Raw genomic sequence first — 24,796 nt, forward strand, 5'->3', positions numbered from 1 at the left:
AGTCAGGCTAGCGGGGCCGCGCCCCAGCGGTCCGTGAGGACACCGATGGCGCCCAGCGCGACGGCCGCGGCGGTCGAGGTCCGCAGAACGTGCGGACCGAGCAGCACCGGGACGGCGCCGGCGTCCGTCAGCGCGGCGATCTCCTCCTCGGAGATACCGCCCTCGGGACCGACGACCAGCACTATCTCGGCCGCCGAGCGCAGCGGAAGCTCGGCGAGGCCCAGGGTGGCCGCCTCGTGCAGCACGGCGACGACGCCGCCCCGGCCGACCACCTCACGAACGACGGCGAGCATCCCGGCGGTGCGGTGCAGTTCCGACACTTCGGGGACGATCGCCCGCCGGGACTGCTTGGCGGCGGCGAGAGCCGCGCTACGCCAGCGAGCGACACCCTTCGCGACCTTGGGGCCCTCCCACCGCGCCACACACCGCGACGACTGCCACGGCACGATCGCGTCGACCCCGGCCTCGGTGGCCAGCTCGACCGCCAGCTCGGACCGCTCCGCCTTCGGAAGCGCTTGCACCACAGTCACACTCGGCGACGGCGCCGACACCTGACGACGCTCGTGAACCGTGAGTTCGAGCCGGTCCTTCCCGGCCACCGTCACCTCGGTGTCGGCGAGACCACCCCGTCCGTCGGCCAGCACGATCCGCTCCCCGACACCGATCCGGCGCACCGTCGCGGCATGCCTGCCCTCCGGGCCGTCCAGGACCGCGGTGCTCCCCACCTCGGGCAGCGGGTCGAGGAAGAAGACCGTCGCCGCCACGGTCAGCGACCGCTGAACGCTTCACGCAGGCGTGAGAACAATCCGCCGCTGTGCTGCGACTGGGTGGAGACGACCTCGGCGACGTCGCGGTCACGCAGGTCCTTGAGTTCGCGGAGAAGCTTCGTCTCCTTGTGGTCGAGGCGCGACGGAACCACGACCTCGAGGTGGGCGTGCACGTCGCCGCGGATGCCGGAACGCAGCTTCGGCATGCCGTGCCCGCGCAGGACCGTCACCGATCCCGGCTGGGTTCCCGGCTCGATGGTGATCTCCTTGGGCCCGTCGATGATCGTGTCGATCGTCACGGTCGTGCCGAGGGCGGCGTCGATCATCGGCACCCGAATGGTGCAGTGCAGGTCTTCGCCATCGCGCACGAACACCTCGTGCGCCTGCTCGACCACCTCGACGTACAGGTCGCCTGCGTGCCCGCCACCGGGGCCGACCTCGCCCTGCGCGGCGAGCCGGATCCGCATTCCGCCTCCGACGCCTGCAGGGACCTTCACCGTGATGTCGCGGCGGGCGCGCACCCGGCCGTCGCCGCCACACTTGTGGCACGGGTCGGGGATCGTCTCGCCGGCGCCGCGGCAGGTGGGGCACGGCCGCGACGTCATGACCTGACCGAGGAACGAACGCTGCACAGACTGGACCTCGCCCGCGCCGCCACACGTCTCACAGCGCACCGGCGCGGAGTCGCCGTTGGTGCCCGCACCGGTGCAGCTGTCGCACAGGATCGCCGTCTCGACGGTGACCTGCTTGCTCACGCCGGTCGCGCACTCCGCCAACATCAGCCTGGTGCGCAGGAGTGAATCGGCGCCCGGCTGGACGCGGCCGCGCGGCCCGCGGCCTGCACCGCCTCCACCACCGAAGAACGCTTCGAACACGTCGCCGAGGCCGCCACCGAAACCGCCGCCGAAGCCGGCACCGCCTCCGCCGCCACCCGAGGAGAGGGGGTCGCCGCCGAGGTCGACGATGCGACGCTTCTCCGGATCGGACAGCACCTCGTAGGCCGTCGAGATGTCCCGGAACCGGGCCTGCGCGGCCTCGTCGGGGTTCACGTCGGGATGCAGTTCCCTCGCAAGCTTGCGGTACGCGCGCTTGAGCTCCTGATCGGTCGCCTTCTGATCGACGCCGAGCGTTGCGTAGTAATCCCGTGCCACGTTGAGTCTCTCGTCCTTCTCTACTTCGTTATCTCGCTACCGGTACGTGTGCTCGCCCCACGGCGGCGCTGTCGCCGGGGCCCGCCGTCACCGCTCGGCGAGCACCTGGCCGATGTATCTCGCAACGGCTGCCACCGATGCGATTGTTCCCGGATAGTCCATTCGGGTGGGTCCGAGCACGCCCATTCCGCCGAGCACGGTGCCTGCCGCACCGTAGCCGGTCGAGATGACGGAGGTGCCACGCATCTGCTCCACCTGGGTTTCCTCGCCGATCCGCACCGTCACCGTGCCCGCGTCCTGCGTGGCGGCCAGCAATTTGAGCACCACCACCTGCTCCTCGAGCGCCTCGAGGACCGCACGCAGCGAACCGGGGAATCCGCTGATTCCCGAGAAGTCGGCGGCGTTGCGGGTCAGGTTCGCGGTGCCGCCGAGGACCAGCCGCTCCTCGGGATGCTCGACGAGCGTCTCCACCAGCACGGTGGCCGAACGGATCACGGCGTCGCGCAGATCCTCCGGTGCCTCGTCGGCCAGTTCCGAGGCGGCGATGGACGCCGCCGCCAGCCGCTTGCCGTCGAGGGCGCCCCCGAGCAGTCCGCGCAGCCGCGCCAGGTCCTCGTCGTCGAGCACGTCGCCGAGTTCGACGATGCGCTGATCCACTCGGCCCGAATCGGTGATGAGCACGAGCAGCAGGCGGGCCGGCGTCAGAGCGACCACCTCCAGATGCCGGACCGACGACGCCGAGAGTGTGGGATATTGCACAACCGCGACCTGGCGTGTGAGTTGCGCGAGCAGGCGCACACCCCGCCGGAGAACGTCGTCCAGGTCCACCCCGGACTCGAGGAAATCGAGGATCGCGCGCCGCTCCGCCGTCGACAGCGGCTTCACGTCGGCGATGCGGTCGACGAACTGCCGGTAGCCCTTGTCCGTGGGAACACGGCCGGAACTCGTGTGCGGCTGGGCGATGTAGCCCTCGCTCTCGAGGAACGCCATGTCGTTGCGGACCGTCGCACTGGAAACACCCAGGCTGTGCCGCTCGACCAGCGCCTTCGATCCCACCGGCTCCTGGGTCGAGACGTAGTCGGCGACGATGGCGCGGAGAACCTCGAACCGTCTGTCGTCCGTACTCGACATCGCCGTCCACCTCCAGTTCTCGATCATCACGAGCAGCGGCGTCACCGAACCTTCGTTCGGATCGGCCGCCACATCCCCTGCGCTACGTGCAGATGCACATGCATCTCGGCTCGGTCCAGTCTAATCGTCGCGGCGCCGGTACCGGTTCAGGCCTTACTGTGGTGACCGGAGACGAGCAGATGCAGCGACCACGGGCGGATGACGAGCGATGATTTTCAAAGGTGTCATGGACGGCAAGCCGTACCCGGACCACGGGTTGTCGCTGCGCGACTGGTCCAAGATCCCACCCCGGCAGGTGCGGCTCGACGAGATCGTCACCACGACCAAGGTTCTCGAACTCGACCGGCTGCTGTCGGAGGACTCGACGTTCTACGGCGACCTGTTCCCGCACGCGGTCCAGTGGCACGGGGTGCTCTACCTCGAGGACGGGCTGCACCGGGCCGTGCGCTCGGCGCTGCGGAACCGCGTCGTGCTGCACGCCCGCGTCTTCGACTACGACGAGATGCCCGGCATCGTCACGGCCTGAGCTGTCGAAGGCTGAGCGTCAGCGCAGCACCGTCCTGACCACGGCGTCGGCAAGGAGCCGCCCACGGTCGGTCAGCACCAGGTGCTCGCCCTCGCGCACCAGCAGTCCGTCGGCCACCACCGTCTCGGCTGCGCGCTGCTCCTCGGCATCCAGCTCCGCCACCGGAAGCCCCGTGCGCAGCCGCGCCGTCAGCATCACCCGCTCGACGTGGACGTCCTCCGCGGTCAGCTGTTCGCTCCCACCGACGGGCAGGCTTCCCGCCGCCAGCTGGTCCGCGTAGCGCGCCGGGTGCTTGACGTTCCACCAGCGCACTCCGCCGACGTGGCTGTGTGCGCCCGGCCCGGCGCCCCACCAGTCCCCGCCGTCCCAGTACCCCAGGTTGTGCCGGCAACGCGATTCGCTCTTCGTGTCACCCGCCCCGGCGCCGTTGTCCTGGCTGGCCCAGTTCGACACCTCGTACCAGGTCAGACCCGCGTCGGCGAGCCGCGCGTCGATCCGCTCGTACCGCGACGCCAGGACGTCGTCGTCGGGCGCGGGCAGTTCCCCGCGGCGTACCTTCCTCGCCAGTGCGGTCCCGTCCTCGACGATCAGCGCGTAGGCGGACACGTGGTCCACCCCGGCGGAGAGCACCGCGTCCAACGAGAGGTCGAGGTCCTCGTCGCGCTCCCCCGGAGTGCCGTAGATGAGATCGAGATTGACGTGCTCGAACCCGGCGGCCCGCGCCTCCTGCGCCGCCGCCACGGCACGTCCCGGTGTGTGGGTTCGGTCGAGCACCTTCAGGACGTGCTGCGCCGCCGACTGCATGCCCAGCGAGATCCGCGTGAATCCGCCGGCGAGCAACCTGTCGAAGAACTCCGGCGACGTGGACTCCGGGTTCGATTCGGTAGTCACTTCGGCGCCCTTCGCGAGGCCGAAACTCGACCGGACCGCATCGAGGACGTCCGACAGTCCGTCGCCGCCGAGAAGTGACGGCGTGCCGCCGCCGACGAACACCGTGTCGACGGCCGGGGCGCCCGTCATCTGCGCGGCGAGGTGGAGTTCGCGGCGCAACCCCTCCATCCACGACTGCGGCGACGCCGACGTCCCCAGCTCGCCTGCCGTGTACGTGTTGAAATCGCAGTATCCGCAGCGTGTGGCACAGAAAGGTACGTGCACGTAGATCCCGAACGGGCGGCTCCCCACACCTTGCAGGGCACTCCCGGGCAGCACGAATGCCGCCGCCTCGTCGCGACCGACCGTGGTAGTGCTCGTTCCGTTCACCGTTCCAGTCTCCCAGGCTTCTCGACCCACGGTCCCCACCCGACCGTCGCGGGCCCTCCCCGTGATATTTCCCGCAAAAATGGTGGAAATCGGTGCCCGGCTCTGCGTGGGCGATCTGACGTGGCACAATGGTCGGCATGACCGGACCCGGAGTGCGACTTGTGGCGCGTCGTCACGTCGATCTCAAGCGCGTCTGCAGCTGTTGTTGTCTGCCCTGTATCGCGCAGTAATTCAGCCTGTCAGCCCGTTCATCTTTCTTCTCGACTTCCGGCCGGATTCGAATGCCCCGAGCGAGGACCAGCCCTCCTCCTCGGCCTCAGCCGGTGCATCTTGAGATTCAGGAGTGCTCCATGACGTCGACCACCGACGCCTCCCCCGCTGCCGTCGACGCAGCACCCGCGCGCACGGCGAAGCCGGCTCGGCGACGCGCCGAAGGCCAGTGGGCCCTCGGCTACCGCGAGCCCCTCAATGCCAACGAGCAGGCCAAGAAGGACGACAACCCGCTCAACGTCCGGGCCCGTATCGAGAACATCTACTCGAAGCAGGGCTTCGACAGCATCGACAAGGGTGACCTGCGTGGCCGTATGCGCTGGTGGGGTCTCTACACCCAGCGCGAGCAGGGGTACGACGGCACCTTCACCGGTGACGAGAACATCGACCTGCTCGAGGCCGAGTACTTCATGATGCGGGTCCGCTGCGACGCCGGCGCCCTGAACGTCGAGCAGCTCCGCACCATCGCCGGGATCTCCACCGAGTTCGCGCGCGACACCGCCGACCTCTCGGACCGCGAGAACGTCCAGTACCACTGGATCGAGGTCGAGAACGTCCCGGAGATCTGGAAGCGCCTCGAAGGCGTCGGTCTCAAGACCACCGAGGCGTGCGGCGACTGCCCCCGCGTCGTCCTGGGTTCACCGCTGGCAGGCGAGTCACTGACCGAGGTCCTCGACCCCACTCCCGCGATCGACGAGATCGTCCGCCGCTACATCGGCAAGCCCGAGTACTCCAACCTGCCGCGCAAGTTCAAGACCGCAATCTCCGGTCAGCAGGACGTGGTGCACGAGATCAACGACGTCGCGTTCGTCGGGGTCAACCACCCCGAGCACGGTCCCGGTCTCGACCTGTGGGTCGGCGGCGGGCTGTCCACCAACCCGATGTTGGCGCAGCGGGTCGGCGTCTGGGTGCCGCTCGACGAGGTTCCCGACGTGTGGGAGGCCGTCGTGTCGATCTTCCGCGACTACGGCTACCGCCGGCTGCGGAACAAGGCCCGCCTGAAGTTCCTGATCAAGGACTGGGGCGTCGAGAGGTTCCGCGAGGTTCTCGAAACCGAGTACCTGAAGCGCAAACTCATCGACGGCCCCGCGCCGGAGAAGCCCACCCGGCCGATCGACCACGTCGGTGTGCAGAAGACCCGCAACGGTCTCAACGCCGTCGGCGTCGCCCCCATCGCGGGCCGCGTGTCGGGCACGATCCTGGCCAAGGTCGCGGATGCCGCGGAGCGGGCGGGCAGCGACAAGATCCGCTTCACGCCGTACCAGAAGCTGATCATTCTCGACGTCGCCGACGACAAGCTCGAGCAGCTGATCGCCGACCTGGACGAGGTGGGCCTGCCCGCGCGTCCCTCGCACTGGCGCAAGAACCTGATGGCGTGCTCGGGCATCGAGTTCTGCAAGCTGTCGTTCGCGGAGACGCGTAAGCGCTCGCAGGTGCTCGTCCCCGAACTCGAGCAGCGGCTCGCCGACATCAATGCGCAGCTCGACGTGCCGATCACGATCAACATCAACGGCTGCCCGAACTCCTGCGCCCGCTCGCAGGTCGCCGACATCGGGTTCAAGGGGATGCTCGTCGACGACGGCGAGGGCAACCAGGTGGAGGGCTTCCAGGTTCACCTCGGCGGCAGCCTCGGATTCGATTCGGCCTTCGGCCGGAAGCTTCGCCAGCACAAGGTCACCAGCACCGAACTCGGTGACTACATCGATCGCGTCGTCCGCCACTTCGTGAAGCACCGCAACGAGGGTGAACGCTTCGCGGAGTGGGTCGTGCGCGCAGACGAAGGAGACTTGCGTTGAATCTCGCCACAGCCACACAGGACGACCTTCGGCTCCTTGCCGCGCAGGGGGCGGCAAGTCTCGAGGGTGCCTCCGCGCACGAACTGCTGCGGTGGACGGAAGAGACGTTCGGCAGCGACTACATCGTCGCCTCGAACATGCAGGACGGCGTTCTGGTCCACCTCGCAGCCCAGGTCCATCCCGGCGTCGACGTGCTGTTCCTCGACACCGGCTACCACTTCGCGGAGACCATCGGCACCCGCGACGCCGTCGAGCAGGTGTACGGCGTCAACATCGTCAACGCGCGGGCCGAGGCGAGCGTCGCCGAACAGGATGCGGCGGAAGGCAAGGATCTGTTCGCCCGCGAACCCAACCGGTGCTGCGCACTGCGGAAAGTCGCCCCGCTGAAGAAGACCCTGTCCGGCTACAAGGCGTGGGTCACCGGCATCCGGCGAGTCGAGGCGCCCACCCGCGCCAACGCCCCCCTGATCTCGTTCGACGACGCGTTCGGTCTGGTGAAGATCAACCCGATCGCCGCGTGGTCCGACGAAGACATGCAGTCCTACATCGACGAGCACTCGATTCTGGTGAATCCGCTCGTCGACGAGGGCTATCCGTCCATCGGGTGCGCTCCGTGCACCAGCAAGCCAGCCCCCGGCAGCGATCCGCGCAGCGGCCGCTGGGCCGGTCAGGCCAAGACAGAATGCGGGTTGCACGCCTCATGACCATCGACATCTCCAATTCCCTCGCCGAATCCGCCGTGCGGCCGCAGTTGGACGGGTCGCAGTTCGACACGCTCGACGCACTCGAGTCGGAGGCCATCCACATCTTCCGTGAGGTCGCGGGCGAGTTCGAACGCCCCGTGATCCTGTTCTCCGGCGGCAAGGACTCCACGGTGCTGCTGCACCTGGCGATCAAGGCGTTCTGGCCTGCACCGCTGCCGTTCGCGCTGCTGCACGTCGACACCGGACACAACCTGCAGGAAGTCCTCGACTTCCGCGATCACGTCGTGTCCAAGTACAACCTGCGCCTGCACGTGGCGAAGGTCGAGGACTACCTGGCAGACGGCCGGCTCACCGAGCGCCCCGACGGGATCCGCAACCCTCTCCAGACCGTTCCCCTGCTCGACGCCATCGCCGAGAACCGTTTCGACGCGGTCTTCGGTGGCGCTCGACGCGACGAGGAGCGCGCCCGGGCCAAGGAGCGCATCTTCTCGCTGCGCAACGCATTCGGCCAGTGGGACCCGAAGAAGCAGCGCCCCGAGCTGTGGAACCTGTACAACGGCAAGCACTCCCCCGGTGAGCAGGTCCGCGTCTTCCCGCTCAGCAACTTCACCGAACTCGACATCTGGCGGTACATCGCCCGTGACAACGTCGAACTGGCCAGCATCTACTACGCGCACCAGCGCGAGGTGTACCAGCGCGACGGCATGTGGATGACGCCCGGCGTGTGGGGCGGACCGTCCGAGGGTGAGGATCTGCAGACGCTGTCGGTGCGGTACCGCACCGTCGGCGACGGATCCACCACGGGCGCAGTCCTTTCCGAGGCCGACGACAACGCGGCGATCCTCGCCGAGGTCGCAGCGTCCCGGCTGACCGAGCGCGGCGCAACCCGTGGCGACGACCGAGTTTCCGAAGCGGCCATGGAAGACCGCAAGCGAGAGGGCTATTTCTGATCATGAGCGATCTTCTGAGGCTTGCCACCGCCGGCAGTGTGGACGACGGCAAGTCGACCCTCGTCGGCCGTCTGCTGTACGACACGAAATCGGTTCTCGCCGACCAGATCGACGCCGTCACCCGGGCGTCAGTCGACAAAGGGCTGTCCACGCCCGACCTGTCCCTGCTGGTCGACGGCCTGCGCGCGGAGCGTGAACAAGGCATCACGATCGACGTGGCGTACCGGTACTTCGCGACCCCCCGACGCTCGTTCGTCCTCGCCGACACTCCCGGGCACGTGCAGTACACCCGGAACACGGTGTCGGGCGCGTCCACCGCGCAGATGGTCATCCTGCTGGTCGACGCCCGCAAGGGTGTTATCTCCCAGACGCGCAAGCACGCAGCCGTTCTCGCGCTGCTCGGCGTCCCCAAGCTGGTGCTGGCCGTCAACAAGATCGACCTCGTCGAGGATCCGGCCACCGTGTTCGCGAACATTTCGGCGGAGTTCAACTCGCTGACCAATTCGCTCGGCTGGGCGTCCGAGGACGTCGTCGAGATCCCGGTGTCGGCCCTGCACGGCGACAACGTCGCGGTGCGTTCGGAGAACACCCCGTACTACGACGGCCCCACGCTCATCGAGCACCTCGAGTCGGTGCCCGTCGACGCCGAACCCCACCGGGTCGGCCTCCGTTTCCCTGTCCAGTACGTGATCCGTCCGCGGACGGCGGAGTTCCCGGACTACCGCGGGTACGCCGGACAGGTCGCCGCGGGTGAGGTGACCCCGGGCGACGAGGTCGTGATCCTGCCATCCGGTGTCCGCACCACGGTCACCCGAATCGACACCGCGGACGGCGAACTCGACAGCGCCCACGCCGGCCGCAGCGTCACACTCGTGCTGGCCGACGACGTCGACGTCTCCCGCGGCGACGTCATCGCCTCCCCCGCCGACGCCCCGGAGCCGCTCGGCGAGTTCGACGCGACGGTCTGCTGGCTGGCCGAGAAGCCGCTGCGGCCCGGCGCGCGCCTGCTGCTCAAGCACGGCACCCGCACCACGCAGGCCATCGTCGGCACGCTCGTCGAGCGTTTCAACGAGCAGGAGCTCATTTCGGAGCCCAGTCCGGAGTCGTTGGAACTCAACGAGATCGGCAAGATCTCGGTGCGTGTCGCCGAGCCGATCGTGGCGGACGACTACACCGTGAACCGCCACACCGGCAGCTTCCTGCTGATCGACCCGGCCGGCGGCAACACGCTCGCGGCCGGCCTCGTCGGAGATGCCATCGCAGCGGTGGAGCTCGGCGAGCGCGTCTAGATGCGATGACTCCGCTGATCGCTGTCGCCCACGGCAGTCGCGACCCCCGCAGTGCGCGGGTGGTGGCGGCTGCCGTGTCGGCGCTCCGGGCGAAGCGACCGGACCTCGACGTCCGGCTGTGCTTCCTCGACCTCAACGCACCGTCCGTGGACCAGGTGATCGACGCGGTCGCCGCCGAGGGGCATTCCTCCGCCGTGGTCGTGCCGATGCTGCTGGGCAGCGCGTTCCATGCACGCGTCGACCTTCCGGCACTCCTGGACGCCGCCCGCCTCCGTCATCCCCACCTGCACGTCCGGCAGGCCGACGTTCTCGGGCACGATGCGCGGCTGGTCGAGGCCGTCCGTGACCGCATCGGCGAGGCCGGTGGTTCCGTCGGCGAGGCCGGTCTCGGGATCGTCCTCGCCGCGGTCGGTTCATCCGACCCGGCCGCGAACGACCGAACCCGCGAGCTGGCCGGATCGGTCGTCGCGGGTACCCGATGGTCGGGAGCGGTGACGTGTTTCGCGACCTCGGCGGAACCGACGGTGCAGCAGGCGATCTCGACGCTGCGGCAGGCCGGTGCCGAGCGCATCGTGATCGCACCGTGGTTCCTGGCCCCGGGACTGCTCACGGACCGGTTGAGCCGTGCGGCGGAATCCTGCGGACCCGGCATCACCTACGCGGCCACCATCGGACCGCACCCTCGGCTGCTCGACGTCATGCTCGACCGGTACTCGCAGACCCACACGGAGCTGCAGCGGTACCGCGCACTGTCGGCCTGAGCGCGTCTGTCACCGCACGCCCGGCGTCCGGGTTCCCGACCGCTATCCGCGCGTCACCACTGGGATAGGTGCGCGCGTGGATGCCGGCGCGAGCCAGTGCGTCACCGACTCCCTCCCCGGGGATGTACAGGAAATTGGCGGAACTGCGCGGGACCGGAATTCCCGCCGCCCTCACCGTGCGCCACAGTTCCTCGCGTTCGGCGACGATGGCTGCCACCCGGGCACGGAGTTCACGCTCGGCGGCGTACGACGCCGTGACCGCGGGAACGGCGGCGCTGCCCATCCCGAACGGCAGTTGCAGCGTTCGAATCGTCCGCGCCAGAGCCGCATTCGCGAAGCCGAATCCGATACGCAACCCGGCAAGTCCGTACGCCTTGGAGAACGTTCGCAGGAACACGACGTTCGGATGTTCGGCGATGATGCGATGCACGTCCAGGACCAGTCGGCGGTCGACGAACTCCACGTAGGCCTCGTCGAGGACGACGACCACCCGGTCGGGAACACGACGGAGGAAGTCCGCCAGTTCGGCGGCGTCGACGAGCGTTCCGGTGGGGTTGTGCGGGCGGCAGACGACGACGAGCCGGGTGCGGTCGTCGATCGCGGCCGCCATCGCGGCCAGATCCTGCCCGCCGTCCGGGAGAATCGGTACCGGCACCGCGTCGAGTGCCGCGATGCGCGCCATGATCGGGTACCCGTCGAACGTCGGGGTGGTGAACACGATCCGCTCCCCCGGCCCGGCGACGGAGCGCATGATCTGCAGGGCGACGCCGGTGGCACCGGCGCCCACCACCACCTGATCGGCGTCGAGCCCCTCGTGATCCGCGATGACCTCGATCAGCCGGTCGGGCAGGAACTCCGGATACCGATGCGCCCGGCGCATCACACCGTCGAGCGCATCGAGTACGGAGGGCAGCGGGGCGAACGGGTTCTCGCTCAACGCGAGATCGAATCTCACACCGGGTCCCGCGATGGTCGGCGTCGTCATCTCACACCCCCGCCGGGGCGGCGCCCCATCGAATCGCCCCGGCCCCGGCGAAGTCGCCCGCGTGCGCGAACGCGGACATCATCACCAGCGAGCCGTTCGGGATCCGGCCTGCCCGGTTCTCGATGTCGAGGGTGACGGGGATCGCGGCGCCGAACAGGTTCCCGCATTCGTCGAACGTGTCGGGGTGTCGTTCCGCCGGGAGCTCGAGTGCGTCCCGCCAGTTGCGGAGGAACAGCCGGTTGGGCTGGTTGGTGACCAGGGTGTCGATCTCGTCCGGGGCGATGCCGATCTGCTTGCACACCGCGAGGGCGACCTCGGGGACCAGCCGGTTGCCGCGGGCGAAGACCTTCGCGATCCTCGATTCGGTGAACCCGATGTGCAGTTGGCCGGTTCCCGCCTCCCAGTACTTGCGAGGCGGATCGACGGCGGCCGTCATGTCCCCGGCGAACTCGGGGTAGGTCCGGCACTCGAGCCCGAGCACCGGCGCGGCCTCCGACTTCACCAGCAGGCACGCGCCCGCGCCGTCACCCGGCACCGCCGACTGTGCCAGCGCGCGCACGTCCGATTGCGTGAAGATCTGGCCCGCGCTGTTCTGCACCGACACGATCAGGGCGGTCGACGCGTCGCCGGTCTGCATGATCTGACGTGCCAGTTTGATCATGTACACGAACGATGCGCAGCCGCCGTTGTGCAGGTCCACCACCCAGTCCGGGGTGATCCCCATCCGGCGCGCGAGTTCCCCGCCGGCGCCCAGGATCGGGACGTCGGGCAGCTGGGTGTGGGTGATGAGAATGTCCACGTTGGACACGAGTTCGGAGCCGTTCCGTTCGATCAACGGGGCGATCGCCCGTTCCGCCATGTCGACGGAGTTCTCGTCGCTCCCGATGTGGTGACGAAACTTCGGTGCCCGGAACATGATGTTCTGGGCGAGCCGGTCGGAGGCGGCGAACTGGGCGAAATAGTCTGCTCCCACCCGGTTCTCGGGTAGGTAGCCGGCGATGTCGATCAGGCTGACGGTGTCCATGTCTCACTCACTCATCCAGGTCGGGGTCACGGGCAGGTCGTTCGCCCACCGGTATTCGCAGATCGCCTTGAGATTGCTCATCTCGAGCTGGTGTCCGGCGGCGAACATGTCCCAGAAGTCGCCCACCCACGGAACCCGGTCCGCGGGAGCGGTCTCGGGGTAGGGATTTTCGTCGTAGAAGGGATGGTGGCAGTTGGTCCACAGCACGACGGATCCGTCGACGTCCAGGACCGTGCGCGCGTCCACCACCCGCATCAGATACACCATCCACAGGTGTTTGCCCTGGTCCCAGGCACAGTGATAGTCGACGGTCATCGCGGCCGGGTGTGCCACGGTGCGCGTGTAGATCTCGGTGGTGTCGCCGAGGCGGTCGTACGCGAGCCACAGCCCGGGTTCCCCGGCCGGGGTGAATCCCCGGAGGCTGTACGTCCATTCCTCGAGGCTGCGGGTGTCGGAAAGGTAGCGGAACACCTCGTCCGGCGGGCAGTCGATGTATTCGTTGACAGTGCAGTACTTTCCGAACACCTGGTCGTGCGGATACACCGATCTCAGCATGTCCATGATGATCGGTGTCGTCGCCTGACGGTCGGAGGTCTCGATCCGGACGAGGCCGGGCAGGTCGGCGGGAAGGTCGGGCAGCGGGGCGATCTCTCGAGCGGTCATCGGCGGGCTCCTTCTCGGGATTCGGATCTCTCGGTCGGGCGTCGTGCGGGCAGGAACGGCAGGAACGGCGGCAACTCGTCGGCGTCGCAGGCGACTTCGATGACAGCGGGCCCCGCCGAGTCGGCCGTGGCACGGAGAGAGTCGGCGAGGCCGGCGTGCGTGTCGACCGTGTGGGACGGCAAGCCGGGAAACAGTGCGCCGACTCCCGCCGCGATGTGTGCGGGACGAAACCGGCTGTAGGTGTATGCGCCCTCGAAGTACACCTGCTCGCGGGTCAGGCACATCGCGTGGGCGTTGTTGTTGAACACGACGAACGTGACCGGCACGTCGTACTCGACCGCCGTGTGGATCTCGAGACCGTGCGCGTAGAACGCACCGTCGCCGGCGATCACGAACGTGCGGCGGCCGCGTGAGAAGGCGGAACCGATCGCGGCGCCGAACGTGTAGCCCATCCCGCCCATTCCCAGCGCCACCACGAACCGGCCCCCGGTTGCGACCGGAAGATGGTGCACCACAGCGGCACCCGTATTTCCTGCGTCCGCGAACACGTCGGCGCCCGCGGGCATCACCGCGGCGAGCGCCTTCACCGCGTCGGTGTAGCGCAGACCCGATGTGCCGGACGACGGCACGTCGATCGGGGTCGGATCGCACTGCGCGACGGGCGCACGCGAGGTCGCCGGTCCGATCTCGGTGACGAGCCCACGCAGTGTCGCCCGCAGATCCCGCGTCGGAACGTGATGGGACTGCAGATACGGCTTCGCCGAGCCGACGCTGTACACCAGCGTCTTCTCGAGCACGGCATCCAGACCTCCCCGCGCCATCACCGGCAGTCGCGTGCCGACGAGCAGGCAGACGTCGGAATCCTGCAGTGCGTCGACGACATCCGGATTCCCCATCGCGCCGGTGACCCCGAGTCGCCCCGGCGCCGCAGGATCGAGCACGTCCCTCGCGTCGGGCGTGACGGCCACCCGGGCACCGAGCACGTGCGCGAGTTCCGCGAGTTCCGTTCGCGCGCCGGCTCGCGCGACCTCGTCGCCGGCGATGACGGTGATACGGCCGTAGTCGTCGCGCAGGGCTTCGGCGAGCCGCGTGACGTCCGTCGTGGTGGCGCGCGGCGCGGCCGGGACCGTCGGGCGCGGTTCCGGGAACTCGCCGATTGACTGCTGAATGTCTTTCGGCAACAGGAGAACCGCCGGTCCGCCGCGGCGCGCGGCGGCCAGCGCCTCGGCCAGCTGTCGTTCGAGATCGAGTGGCGACTCGACGCGCGCGCAGTACACGGACACCTCACCGAACAACCGGGACGCATCGATCGACCCCGCCAGTCCACTCGTGTCCTGGAATGCGCCCATCCCCTCGAGCGTCGTCGGCGGTTGCCCGACCAGCGCCAGAAGCGGCACACGGGACGCGAATGCCTCACCGAGCCCGGCGATCACATTGAGCGCACCGCCGCCCGACGTCGCCGCGACCACGCCGATCCGGTTCGACGTCCTGGCATACCCGTCGGCCATGGTCGTCGCCGAGAACTCGTGTTTGGCGACGACGCCCTCGACGTCGCGGGAGCGGTGCAGCGCGTCGTACAGGTCCTCGATGTTCGCGCCTCCCACTCCGAAGACGTGCTCGACCCCTTCTGCGGCCAGCGCCGCGACGATGTAGTCGGCGACGCGCATGTTCCGACCGGTTTTCCGTGGCTCGTGATCCGTGAGATTCATCGGCAGACCCCCGTGTCGTGGATCGGACGGGGCGACCTGCGGTCACCCACTGGATATACACACGAACCACGTACCGGTCGGGTTCACCGGTGGCAGAACATTTTTCCGTAAACGTTCGTGACGAACGAAACACGGCGGTGAAGCGTGCAAAGGGTATGAAACCGACCCGACTCCCTGGCGGCCCGCTCACAACGCCGTGGTCAGCAGTACCTGATGGTCGTCGTCGGATCGCACGTCGATGCTCGCGATCTCGTCGACGGGCAGGCTGGTGGTGGCCGTGGGCCGCACCGTCCTGCCTGCCTCGCCGGTCCAGGTGGCCAGTGTGGTGACGACCCCGGAGCGGTCGGTGACGGTCAGCGCGTACCCCTCGGTGTCCGCGCCGTAGCGACCGTCGCCGGGCCAGGTGTCCTCGTAGGAGCACTCGACGAAGATGACGGTGCCCCAGGACGTCGACGCGACGGACGCAGTCGCGGTGATCGTAGTCGGGACCACGGGGGTGAACACCGCCTCGGTGGTGTTCGCGCGGTCCGGGACGGGCATGGCCGTGACGGGGACGGCCGGGGTCCGGTCCTGCGTCACCAGCACCCCGACGGGGACCGCCACGGCGACCACGGCGGCCGCCGCCGCGAGTGCCGTCGCCGCTCGCCGGTAGCGTCGGCGCCGTTGTACCGTGCCCACCAACTGGGTCAGCACGCGCGGTGCGGGCGTCTCCTCGTCCTGGGGCCCAGCGTTCCCCGGCAGTGTGCCGAACGCCTCTTCCGGTGTGATCAGGGCCATCAACCCGGGCATGCCCGCCAATTCGGACACGGCCTGCGAGCACCGTGCGCAGTGGGCGAGGTGCGCCTCGTATTCGCGCCGATCGCTCGGGGACATCGCACCGAGCACGTACGCGGCATCCCAGCGTACGTAGGGATCCTCGTGCGACTCGAAGTCGTCGAACGTCATCGGGTCACCCCCATTTCCTGCAGAGCCAATCGAAGGGCCCGCAATCCGTAGTGCATGCGGGATTTCACCGTTCCCTCCGGAATTCCGAGTTCGTCGGCGATCTGGTGGGTCGACATTCCCCGGTAGTAGCCGAGCACGAGGACCGCACGGTGGTCGGGACTGAGCCGGGCCAGCGCATCACCCATCATCCAGGCGTCGAGTGCGCCGTCCGAGCTGTCCGGGGCGGCGCGTTCGGGTGTTGTGCTCATCCCGATCTCACGCTGGGAGCGGGCGCTGCGGTGCTCGTCGAACACGAGGTTCCGGGCGACCGTGAACAACCACGCCCGAGCCGACGACTCCGACTGGTCGAGCACGTTCGGATGCTTCCAGGCTCGCAGCAGTACCTCCTGCACGATGTCCTCGGCGCGGGCGCGGTCGCCGGTCAGCCGCAGGGCATACCGCCACACTGCGGGGGCATGCTCCTCGTACAGGGCGTGCATAAGCTCGGACTGGGCATCCGGCATCGGTCACCACCTCCCAGCAGTACACACGGTTCAACCGCGCCTCCGGTTCACCACGCCAGCGAAACGCAGGGAAACCCCAGGTGAACCGGGTCGGGGCGGCCGAAAACCCTTGGCCCGTACTTCAGGAGGTGTTCAGTGCCACGGCGGCGTGGACGAGCGCCTGGAACGCCTTCTCGTCGATCGTGTCGCCCTCGTGGAAATCGATGGCACGCCGGGTATTGCCTTCGAGGCTGGAGTTGAAGAGGCCGGAAGGGTCGTCCAGTGAAGCGCCCTTGGCGAACGTCACCTTCACCGCGTTCTTGTACGTCTCACCGGTGCAGATCATTCCGGCGTGCGACCACACCGGAACCCCTCTCCACTTCCACTCCTCGACGACGTCGGGTTCGGCCTGCTTGACAAGGGCACGGATCCGGGCGAGCGTTTCGCCCCGCCAATCGGACAGCTCCTCGATTCGCGCATCGATCAACTGTGAGGGAGAGTCGCCTCCCCCTCCCTCTTCCGAGCCGCTCGTCCGCTTCTTCATGGTGAACCGTTGCTCTCTTTCTTGCTGTCGTCGCTCGCTCGCCGCTCACTCGAGTATCCCGCGGACCGCCTCGATCGTGTCGGGATCGGCCGCCGGCCGATTTCCCTCTGGCGCGTCGCCGCCGTCCTGGACCAAACTGGAATGGAGGTGAGGAGCACCCCCATGAGCACAGCACGGATTCGACGCGGCATCGTGGCAGGGATCGACGGATCGGACGGCGCGCTGGAGGCGGCGGCGTGGGCTGCGTCCGCCGCGAGGCGTTTCGAGGAGCCGCTGCGCCTCGTCCACGTGTTACCCAAGCATCCGAATTCCGCGGACGGTCACCCCGAAGGCGATGAGTTCCTCGACGCCGCCGAACGCATCGTCCTGGACGGGCAGCAGGACCTGGAGGTGGAGCGCAGCACCCACCCCGGTCCGCCCGCCCACGCGCTGGTGGAACTGTCCAAGACGGCGCGGATGCTGGTTCTCGGGCCCGCGGCCACGAGTGAGATGAAATCCGTGGTTGCCGGTTCCGATGTCGTGCGGGTGTCGAATCGCGCCGAATGTCCGGTGGTCGTCTGGCGCGGCATCCAGGGCCACGAGGTCAGCGAGACCCGTCCCGTCGTGGTGGGTGTGGACGGCAGCGAACTGAGCGACATGGCGGTGGCCCACGCGTTCGAGTTCGCGGCGTTCTTCGGCGCTCCCCTCGTCGCGGTGCACACCTGGGCCGAGCACTCCACCCTCGGTGCGTGGTACTCGGAGGAACGTCGCTTCACCGACTGGTCCGATCTGGTCCAGCACGAGGAGGCGTGGCTCGCCGAGAGCCTCGCAGGGTGGCGCGAGAAGTATCCCGATGTCGAGGTCACGCGCTGCCTCGAGCGTGGTGGGCCGATGAAGGTGCTCCTCGAGTATTCGTTCGGTGCGCAGTTGATCGCCGTCGGCAGCCACGGGCGAAATCCGTTCACCGCGTCGATCGTGGGCTCGACGAGCCAGAGCCTCATCCACCACGCCCGGTGCCCGGTGCTCATCTGCCGAAAAGGCTGAACACGGTCGGCTTCCGTTTCACCTATTTCGATCGGCCTGATTCATATTCATCCGTCGCGGCGTCATTCCCCCGACGAGGCGCGAACCGAATTCCTACGCCCGAACACTGTCCTGAACTGCCGAAATGCATAGCGTCACAGCGCTGACATCGGAGACTCACACGCAGCAGAAAATGCCAAGTGTTTCAATCACGCTAATTCGATTTCCTCCCGATTTCCGCACCGAATTTCGCGTTTATAGTTTCCGGCATGTCGGAGCCACGCTCATATCTCGTCTGCGCGTCACAGCGCAGCGGCAGCACTCTGCTCGTCGAATCTCTTCGCGCCACGACCGTGGCCGGCCACCCCGAGGAGTTCTTCCAATACCTGCCGTCCACCAGTCGATCACCGCAGCCGCGGCAGTGGTTCGACGGCGTCACCGACGAGGCGGTGCTCGCACTGCTCGCCCCGCTCGAACCGGGGACCGCCGACACCCGCACGGCGGAGCAGTGGCGTGATCAACTGCTCAGCCTCGGTCGCACCCCCAACGGGGTGTGGGGCGGAAAGCTGATGTGGAACCAGGTGCCGCTCGTCGTCGACCGCGCCGCCGGACTTCCGGAGCGGTCCGGCGACGACCTGCGGTCCGCCCTCGACGACATTCTCGGCCGCGACCTCGCCTTCATCCATGTGTACCGGCGTGACGTCGTCGCGCAGGCGGTGTCGATGTGGCGGGCGGTGCAGACCCAGGTGTGGCGCGACGACGCCACCCCACCCGCCCCGCACGACGGCGCCGAGTACCACGCGGGCGGCATCGCCCACCTCGTCCGCATTCTGCGCGATCAGGATGAGCAGTGGCGCAACTGGTTCGAGGCCGAGGGACTCGACCACATCGACATCGGTTTCGACGATCTCGTCGCGGCGCCGCAGGCGACGGCGGCGAAGGTGCTCGTCGAACTCGGCCTCGACGCCGATCTCGCGCCGCCGCCGCCGCTGAAGCGGCAGAGCGACGGCCGCTCCAAGGAGTGGGTGGAGCGGTATCGGTCCGACGCCGCCGCGAACGGACTTCCGCTGTGACCGCCACCGACACCGCCGCACGGGTGGACGAACTCCGCGCGCTGGAGGCGGAGGCCGTGCACATCATCCGCGAGGTGGTCGCCGAACTCGAGCGGCCGGTTCTGCTGTTCTCGGCCGGCAAGGACTCGATCGTGTTGCTGCGGCTGGCGGAGAAGGCGTTCCGGCCGTCCCCGTTGCCGTTTCCCGTCCTGCACGTCGACACCGGGCACAACTTCCCCGAGGTGATCGAGTTCCGCGACCGCCGGCTCGCCGAGGACGGTCACCGGCTGATCGTCGCGTCGGTGCAGGAGTCGATCGACCGGGGCCGCGTCACCGAAACGGGCGCCCCGGGCACGTCCCGGAACCGCCTGCAGACCCGCCCCCTGCTCGACGCCCTCGAGGAGCACCGCTTCGACGCCGCGTTCGGCGGCGCGCGCCGCGACGAGGAACGGGCCCGCGCGAAGGAGCGGGTCCTCAGCTTCCGCGACGAGTTCGGGCAGTGGGATCCGCGTTCGCAGCGGCCCGAGCCGTGGTCGCTGTACAACGGGCGGATTCGCCGCGGGGAGCAGGTCCGCGTGTTCCCGCTGAGCAATTGGACCGAACTCGACATCTGGCGCTACATCGAACTCGAGAACCTGGCGCTGCCGTCGATCTACTTCGCCCACGAGCGGCAGGTGTTCGAACGCGACGGCATCCTGCTGGGGTTGTCCGAGTACACGCTGCCCACCGAAGACGAACTGGTGCAACGACTCCGGGTGCGGTACCGCACGGTCGGGGACCTGACCATCACCGGTGCCGTGCGCTCCGACGCCGGCGACGTCGCCGGCGTGATCGAGGAGATAGCCGCGGCCACGGTCTCCGAACGGGGCGAGACCCGGGCCGACGACAGGACTTCCGTTGCCGCGATGGAAGACCGCAAACGCGAGGGGTACTTCTGATGACCACCACCAGCCGGCCCCGCCAATTGCTGCGGCTCGCCACCGCGGGCAGCGTCGACGACGGCAAGAGCACGCTGATCGGGCGGCTCCTCCACGACACCGGGAGCCTGCCCACCGACCACCTCGAGGCGGTGACCAACGCCGACGGCGAGGCGGACCTCGCCGCCCTGTCCGACGGGCTGCGCGCCGAACGCGAACAGGGCATCACCATCGACGTGGCGTACCGGTTCTTCTCCACCCCCACCCGCAGCTTCGTCCTCGCGGACACGCCGGGGCACGAACGGTACACCCGCAACATGTTCACCGGTGCGTCGAACGCCCACGTGGCCGTGCTGCTCGTGGACGCCCGCGCCGGGGTGCTCCGGCAGACCCGCCGCCACGCCCGGATCGCCGACCTCCTCGGTGTGCCGCACCTCGTCGCGGTGGTCAACAAGATCGACCTCGTCGACTTCGACGAGACCCGGTTCAAGGAAGTCGAATCCGAACTCGGCCTGCTCGCGCAGCGGCTCGGCGGCCGCGACCTCACGGTGATCCCCGTGTCCGCCACCCGCGGTGACAACGTCGTGACACGGTCGGATTCGACACCCTGGTACGACGGGCCCACGATCCTCGAGTACCTCGAAGAGGTGGAACTCGCCGCGCCGTCCGCGGTCGCGTCCGAACTGCGACTGCCGATCCAGTGGGTGGCGCGTCCCACCGACGACCGGCGACGCCGCTACACCGGCCGGCTGTCCGCAGGCACCCTGTCCGTCGGCGACGAGGTGGTGGTCCTGCCCGCTGGTTCCCGCAGCACGGTCACCGCCCTCGACACCCTCGATCCGAGCCGGTCCGTCGCGGTCGCCCCGCTGTCGGTGTCGTTCGAACTCGCGGACGACCTCGACATCGCCCGCGGCGACCTCGTCGTGAGCGCCGCCGCCGACGCGACCGCACCCGCCCCGGCCCGCGAGATCGACGCGACCGTGTGCTGGCTGAGCGAGACACCGCTGCGGGCAGGCGACCGGGTGGCGCTCAAGCACACCAGCCGCACCGTGCGCGCCACGGTTCAGGAATTGCACACCCGGCTCGACCCGGAAACGCTCGAAGAACACGACTCCCCCAGCGAACTCGCCCTCAACGACATCGGCCGGATCACGCTCCGGACGAGCACGGTGGTGCTTCCCGACCCCTACGCCACCAATCGCGATGCCGGCGCGTTCATCCTCATCGACGAGCAGAGCAACGACACCGTCGGCGCCGGCACCGTCAGCGAAGCCCGGGAAGTCGTGCCCGGCGAGCAGACCCGGCACGACATCAAGTGGCACCCGTCGTCGCTGGAACGGGATCGGCGCTGGTCCGCGACCGGGCAGCGGGGCGCCACCATCTGGTTGACCGGGCTGCCGGCGTCCGGCAAGTCGACGGTGGCCGTCGCACTCGAACGGACCCTCGTCGACGCCGGACGGACCGCCTACCTGCTCGACGGCGACAACGTCCGGCACGGCATCTCGGACGACCTCGGATTCTCCCCCGGCGACCGGGCCGAGAACATCCGCCGCGTCGGTCACCTCACCCGGTTGTTCGCGGACGCCGGGGTGGTCGCCATCGCGTCGATGGTGTCACCGCTGCGCTCGGACCGCGCGATTGCGCGGGCGCTCAACGAGGCCGCGGGACTGCCGTTTCTCGAGATACACGTGAGCACGCCGGTCGACGAGTGCGAACGGCGTGACCCCAAGGGGCTCTACGCGCGGGCGCGGGCAGGCGAACTCCGCGGCCTCACCGGGATCGATGCACCGTACGAGGACCCCGAGAACCCGGATCTCGCGTTCGACACCACCGGCGCCGATCTCGACGACCTCGTCACACGGATTCTCGCCGAACTCGCCCGGCACGAGACGCTACTGGCCTAGCTCAGCGTGCGCCGAGCCGGAGGAGTGCCTCGTGGAGCGCGATCCGGTCGTCGAACACACGTCGGCGCGGTCCGTACGCCTGAACCCGATCGTGCCCACGGCCTGCGACCACCACGACGTCGCCCGGCGCGGCGAGGGTGACGGCGGCGGCGATCGCCTCGGCGCGGTCGGGAAGGACGAGCACTTCGGCGTCGCCACCACTGCGTGCTCCTCGCGCCACGTCCTCGCGTAGGCGGTGCGCGTTGTCGGAGTACGGACTCTCGTCGGTGACGATGACGGTGTCGGCGAAACGGGCTGCGGTCGCGCCGAGCGGGACCCGCTTGCCGGGGTCGCGCTCACCGGTCGCCCCGACGACGGCGATGACCCGACCCTCGGTCAGCGAGCGGAGGTACGGAAACAGACGTCGCTGTCCGGCCGTGTTGTGCATGTAGTCGACGAAAGCGAGGAACGGCTGGCCCGCGTGCACCGCCTCCAGGCGTCCGGGCACGGTGTCGAGGTTCTCGATCCCGGCGACCGCCGCGTCGAGGTCCACGCCGCGAGCCGCGAGGGCGGCGATCGCCGCGAGTGCGTTGTCCACCTGATGCACTCCGAGTAGCCGGAGCCGCACCGGTTTCCGCGCCCCGGCGCTGTGGAGCGTGAACGACGTGCCGCCCTCGTCCGCGTGCACGGCGGAGGCGTGGAAGTCGGCCGCCGGCGTCGTCGACGAGAACGTCATGCGGGGCACGGTGACGGTGGCGGCGAGGCGGCGTCCGAACTCGTCGTCGACGCCGATGGCTGCCGCGGCGCAGTGCCCCGGTTCGAACAGTCTGGCCTTCGCCGCGAAATACGCGTCCATGTCGGGGTGAAAGTCCAGATGGTCGCGGGCGAGGTTGGTGAACACCCCCACCCGGAAGGATGTTCCGTCGATTCGGTGCAGAGCGAGGCCGTGGCTCGACACCTCCATCGCGACGGCGCCGATCCGGTGCTCCGCGAACGCGGCGAGGGTCTGCTGGAGTTCGCACGCCTCGGGAGTGGTCCGGGTCGCCGTGCGTGACCCGTTCGGTCCCCGGACGGTGATCCCCGTCATCATGCCGGTGGCGACACCTGCCGCACGCAGTCCCGCGTCCAGCAGGTACGCGGTGCTGGTCTTCCCGTTCGTCCCGGTCACGCCGTAGACGTCGAGTGCGTCGGACGGAGTGCCGTAGACCCACGATGCCAACGGACCGAGAACACGACGCGGATCGTCCACCACGATCGTCGGCAGGACGTCCGAGTCGCGGTCGCTGAGCATCGCGACGGCGCCGCGCGCTGCCGCTTCGACCGCGAACTCGATCCCGTGACGGTGCCGCCCCGGCAGCGCCGCATACACGTCTCCGGCCTGTACGAGACGCGAGTCCTGGCTGATACCCGTCACCGCTGCCTCGCCGGACCCGGAAAGTGTCGCCGAACGGCCGAGGCGGCGCACCATCTCACGCAGCAGCTTCGGCGGGGTGCACCGCGGGCAGTCGACGCTCACGCTTCCAGTGCACCACTGCCGTGCAGGTCGCGAGGACGGAACCGCATCATCCGCCCCGCGACCCGGCCCCTTACGTCGCGACGCCGCTCCGCGGCTCGTCCAGGATTCCGCGTTCGGCGCTGTAGGCCGAACGCACGTCCGGCACCCGGCAGAGAGTGGCGAGGTATTCCTCCATGGCCTTCCGGGCGTAGGCCGTTCCCTCCTCCTCGCTCGGGATCGAGTCGCCCGTCGCCCGCCGCCACGTGGAGAGTTCCAGCGCCAACTCGGCCTGCGTCCCGGCGAAGTCCTCGGTGTCGGCCAGGTTGTCGCGCTCGCCGGGATCGGCGACCAGGTCGTAGAGTTCCCGGCTCGGACGCGGCCGGAGATGCTCGGTGCCCAGCGCTGCACCGGACAGACTGTTCTCGATGTCGAGGGGCAGATCGAGCCTGGGCCGTGGTGCGTAGTTCTCGATGTAGCTGAACTGCTTGGTGCGCACCGCGCGAATGGGATCGAAGCTGTCGTGGAACGTCTTCTCCGTGAACAGGACGTCGCGCGCCGTCGACTCCGACCGCCCCAGCAACTGCCCGGCGTGGGAAACACCCTCCACGGCCGCGGGGATCGGGACGCCGAGCAGATCGAGAAGGGTGGGAACCAGATCCACCCCACTGAACAGGTCGTCGTAGACGCGGGGCGCCGCCCGCAGCCTCCGCGGTGGGCGGACGATCGTCGCGATTCCCGTGCCCGGCGCATACAGTGTCGATTTCGCTCCGGGGAACGCCTCGCCGTGGTCGGTGAGAAACACGACCCACGTGCGCTCGTCGTGCCCCTCGTCGTCCAGCGTCTGCAGCAACCTGCCGACGGCCGCGTCGGCCACCTCGATCGACCCGTGGAATCCGGCTAGATCCTCACGGACCTCCGGCCGGTCGGGCAGGTACGACGGAACGTCGAAACCTTCGGGATCGGCGGGTACATACCTGTCGACCGGGTACGGGCGGTGGGTCTCGAAGAATCCTGCGGTCAGCAGGAACGGTTGCGGAGGGAACCGCGCCAGCCACCGCGACGCCCGATCGGTGACGTATTCGCAGTACGAGTTCGTCACGTCGTACTCGTGGAAGCCGAGGCGCTTGGGATACGCGGTCTCGTGCTGCATCCCGAACAGAGCCGTGTACCAGCCCGCCTCCGCCAACAGGGACGGCAGCGTGCGGACGTCGTCGTGGTACTGCCAGCCGTGGTGTGCGAGGCCGATCAGCCCGTTGCTGTGCGGGTACCGGCCCGAGAACAGAGCGCCACGGGACGGCGAGCACAGCGGCGCCGCCGCATGCACGTCCGTCAGCAGCACACCCTCCGCGGCGAGCCGGTCGAGGTTCGGACTACGCACCCCGGACGCGCCGTAACATCCGAGGTGACGGCCCAGATCGTGCCAGTGCACGATCAGAACGTTGTCACGGACGGGATTCACCGGGGTCGCCACAGTCGCCTCCTACATCGGC

At 68.7% G+C, this 24,796-nt stretch carries 24 protein-coding genes; 11 read left to right on the forward strand and 13 right to left on the reverse strand.

Annotated elements, in window-relative coordinates:
• Nucleotides 1-2 precede the first annotated feature (2 nt).
• The 3 genes from ACFVJ3_RS33510 to hrcA form a co-directional block, all read right to left on the reverse strand.
• On the reverse strand, nt 3-764 hold the full coding sequence (locus ACFVJ3_RS33510; RefSeq protein ID WP_378456153.1) for a 16S rRNA (uracil(1498)-N(3))-methyltransferase: 762 nt from the start codon (nt 762-764) through the stop codon (nt 3-5).
• 2 nt (nt 765-766) lie between these two features.
• A complete protein-coding gene (gene dnaJ / locus ACFVJ3_RS33515) occupies nt 767-1,918 on the reverse strand; it encodes a molecular chaperone DnaJ (RefSeq protein ID WP_378456154.1) in 1,152 nt (383 codons plus the stop codon).
• Nucleotides 1,919-2,005: 87 nt separating this feature from the next.
• The gene (hrcA, locus tag ACFVJ3_RS33520) at nt 2,006-3,049 is read right to left on the reverse strand and encodes a heat-inducible transcriptional repressor HrcA (protein WP_378456155.1); all 1,044 of its coding nucleotides are present in this window, start codon (nt 3,047-3,049) and stop codon (nt 2,006-2,008) included.
• 208 nt (nt 3,050-3,257) lie between these two features.
• Between hrcA and ACFVJ3_RS33525 the strand changes: the two genes are divergently transcribed.
• Nucleotides 3,258-3,575, forward strand: coding sequence for a type II toxin-antitoxin system VapB family antitoxin (locus ACFVJ3_RS33525; protein WP_005261240.1), 318 nt, complete (start codon nt 3,258-3,260; stop codon nt 3,573-3,575).
• Nucleotides 3,576-3,593: 18 nt separating this feature from the next.
• On the opposite strand, the gene hemW is transcribed toward ACFVJ3_RS33525, so the two are convergent.
• Nucleotides 3,594-4,835: a radical SAM family heme chaperone HemW gene (gene hemW, locus ACFVJ3_RS33530; protein WP_378456156.1), complete on the reverse strand. Its 1,242-nt coding sequence runs from the start codon at nt 4,833-4,835 to the stop codon at nt 3,594-3,596.
• A gap of 137 nt (nt 4,836-4,972) precedes the next feature.
• Between hemW and ACFVJ3_RS33535 the strand changes: the two genes are divergently transcribed.
• From ACFVJ3_RS33535 to ACFVJ3_RS33560, 6 genes are all read left to right on the forward strand, one after another.
• Nucleotides 4,973-5,065 carry an Ms4527A family Cys-rich leader peptide gene (locus ACFVJ3_RS33535; protein WP_368681498.1) on the forward strand — a complete coding sequence of 31 codons (93 nt, stop codon included), beginning with the start codon at nt 4,973-4,975 and terminating at the stop codon, nt 5,063-5,065.
• Between the two features lie 120 nt (nt 5,066-5,185).
• Nucleotides 5,186-6,901, forward strand: coding sequence for a nitrite/sulfite reductase (locus ACFVJ3_RS33540; protein ID WP_378456157.1), 1,716 nt, complete (start codon nt 5,186-5,188; stop codon nt 6,899-6,901).
• Complete coding sequence (locus ACFVJ3_RS33545; protein ID WP_378456158.1) at nt 6,898-7,605, forward strand: phosphoadenylyl-sulfate reductase; 708 nt, start codon at nt 6,898-6,900, stop codon at nt 7,603-7,605. Before ACFVJ3_RS33540 ends, ACFVJ3_RS33545 begins: the two co-directional genes overlap by 4 nt.
• Nucleotides 7,602-8,555: a sulfate adenylyltransferase subunit CysD gene (cysD, locus tag ACFVJ3_RS33550; protein WP_378456159.1), complete on the forward strand. Its 954-nt coding sequence runs from the start codon at nt 7,602-7,604 to the stop codon at nt 8,553-8,555. Before ACFVJ3_RS33545 ends, cysD (ACFVJ3_RS33550) begins: the two co-directional genes overlap by 4 nt.
• 2 nt (nt 8,556-8,557) lie before the next feature.
• Complete coding sequence (locus ACFVJ3_RS33555) at nt 8,558-9,844, forward strand: sulfate adenylyltransferase subunit 1 (protein ID WP_378456160.1); 1,287 nt, start codon at nt 8,558-8,560, stop codon at nt 9,842-9,844.
• Nucleotides 9,845-9,849: 5 nt separating this feature from the next.
• On the forward strand, nt 9,850-10,605 hold the full coding sequence (locus ACFVJ3_RS33560; protein WP_378456161.1) for a sirohydrochlorin chelatase: 756 nt from the start codon (nt 9,850-9,852) through the stop codon (nt 10,603-10,605).
• On the opposite strand, the gene ACFVJ3_RS33565 is transcribed toward ACFVJ3_RS33560, so the two are convergent.
• The 7 genes from ACFVJ3_RS33565 to ACFVJ3_RS33595 all read right to left on the reverse strand — a co-directional run bounded on the left by ACFVJ3_RS33565 (nt 10,541) and on the right by ACFVJ3_RS33595 (nt 16,957).
• Nucleotides 10,541-11,590: an aminotransferase class I/II-fold pyridoxal phosphate-dependent enzyme gene (locus ACFVJ3_RS33565; protein WP_378456162.1), complete on the reverse strand. Its 1,050-nt coding sequence runs from the start codon at nt 11,588-11,590 to the stop codon at nt 10,541-10,543. The two genes, ACFVJ3_RS33560 and ACFVJ3_RS33565, sit on opposite strands and share 65 nt — an antisense overlap.
• A gap of 1 nt (nt 11,591) precedes the next feature.
• Nucleotides 11,592-12,614, reverse strand: a complete 1,023-nt coding sequence (locus tag ACFVJ3_RS33570; RefSeq protein WP_378456163.1) for a 3-oxoacyl-ACP synthase III family protein — start codon at nt 12,612-12,614, stop codon at nt 11,592-11,594.
• A gap of 3 nt (nt 12,615-12,617) precedes the next feature.
• Nucleotides 12,618-13,277, reverse strand: a complete 660-nt coding sequence (locus tag ACFVJ3_RS33575) for an SRPBCC family protein (protein ID WP_378456164.1) — start codon at nt 13,275-13,277, stop codon at nt 12,618-12,620.
• On the reverse strand, nt 13,274-14,986 hold the full coding sequence (locus ACFVJ3_RS33580; protein ID WP_378456165.1) for a thiamine pyrophosphate-binding protein: 1,713 nt from the start codon (nt 14,984-14,986) through the stop codon (nt 13,274-13,276). The genes ACFVJ3_RS33575 and ACFVJ3_RS33580 overlap by 4 nt, the downstream gene beginning before the upstream one ends.
• 186 nt (nt 14,987-15,172) lie before the next feature.
• Entirely contained in the window at nt 15,173-15,931 is a 759-nt protein-coding gene (locus ACFVJ3_RS33585; RefSeq protein WP_378456166.1) for a zf-HC2 domain-containing protein, read from the reverse strand.
• The gene (locus ACFVJ3_RS33590) at nt 15,928-16,434 is read right to left on the reverse strand and encodes a sigma-70 family RNA polymerase sigma factor (protein ID WP_378456167.1); all 507 of its coding nucleotides are present in this window, start codon (nt 16,432-16,434) and stop codon (nt 15,928-15,930) included. Before ACFVJ3_RS33590 ends, ACFVJ3_RS33585 begins: the two co-directional genes overlap by 4 nt.
• Nucleotides 16,435-16,555: 121 nt before the next feature.
• Nucleotides 16,556-16,957 carry a DUF1801 domain-containing protein gene (locus ACFVJ3_RS33595; protein ID WP_378456168.1) on the reverse strand — a complete coding sequence of 134 codons (402 nt, stop codon included), beginning with the start codon at nt 16,955-16,957 and terminating at the stop codon, nt 16,556-16,558.
• Between the two features lie 162 nt (nt 16,958-17,119).
• On the opposite strand from ACFVJ3_RS33595, the gene ACFVJ3_RS33600 reads away from it, so the two are divergent.
• The 4 genes from ACFVJ3_RS33600 to cysC all read left to right on the forward strand — a co-directional run bounded on the left by ACFVJ3_RS33600 (nt 17,120) and on the right by cysC (nt 21,832).
• Nucleotides 17,120-17,980: a universal stress protein gene (locus ACFVJ3_RS33600; protein WP_280782427.1), complete on the forward strand. Its 861-nt coding sequence runs from the start codon at nt 17,120-17,122 to the stop codon at nt 17,978-17,980.
• A gap of 248 nt (nt 17,981-18,228) precedes the next feature.
• A complete protein-coding gene (locus tag ACFVJ3_RS33605; protein WP_378456169.1) occupies nt 18,229-19,032 on the forward strand; it encodes a Stf0 family sulfotransferase in 804 nt (267 codons plus the stop codon).
• On the forward strand, nt 19,029-19,949 hold the full coding sequence (cysD, locus tag ACFVJ3_RS33610) for a sulfate adenylyltransferase subunit CysD (RefSeq protein WP_378456170.1): 921 nt from the start codon (nt 19,029-19,031) through the stop codon (nt 19,947-19,949). The genes ACFVJ3_RS33605 and cysD (ACFVJ3_RS33610) overlap by 4 nt, the downstream gene beginning before the upstream one ends.
• A complete protein-coding gene (cysC, locus tag ACFVJ3_RS33615; RefSeq protein ID WP_378456171.1) occupies nt 19,949-21,832 on the forward strand; it encodes an adenylyl-sulfate kinase in 1,884 nt (627 codons plus the stop codon). Before cysD (ACFVJ3_RS33610) ends, cysC begins: the two co-directional genes overlap by 1 nt.
• A gap of 1 nt (nt 21,833) precedes the next feature.
• On the opposite strand, the gene ACFVJ3_RS33620 is transcribed toward cysC, so the two are convergent.
• Entirely contained in the window at nt 21,834-23,327 is a 1,494-nt protein-coding gene (locus ACFVJ3_RS33620) for a UDP-N-acetylmuramoyl-L-alanyl-D-glutamate--2,6-diaminopimelate ligase (protein ID WP_378456172.1), read from the reverse strand.
• Nucleotides 23,328-23,397: 70 nt separating this feature from the next.
• Complete coding sequence (locus tag ACFVJ3_RS33625; protein ID WP_378456173.1) at nt 23,398-24,777, reverse strand: sulfatase; 1,380 nt, start codon at nt 24,775-24,777, stop codon at nt 23,398-23,400.
• Nucleotides 24,778-24,796 lie beyond the last annotated feature (19 nt).

This window comes from Rhodococcus sp. NPDC127593 (assembly GCF_042671975.1).
In the GTDB taxonomy this organism is placed as follows: domain Bacteria; phylum Actinomycetota; class Actinomycetes; order Mycobacteriales; family Mycobacteriaceae; genus Rhodococcus_F.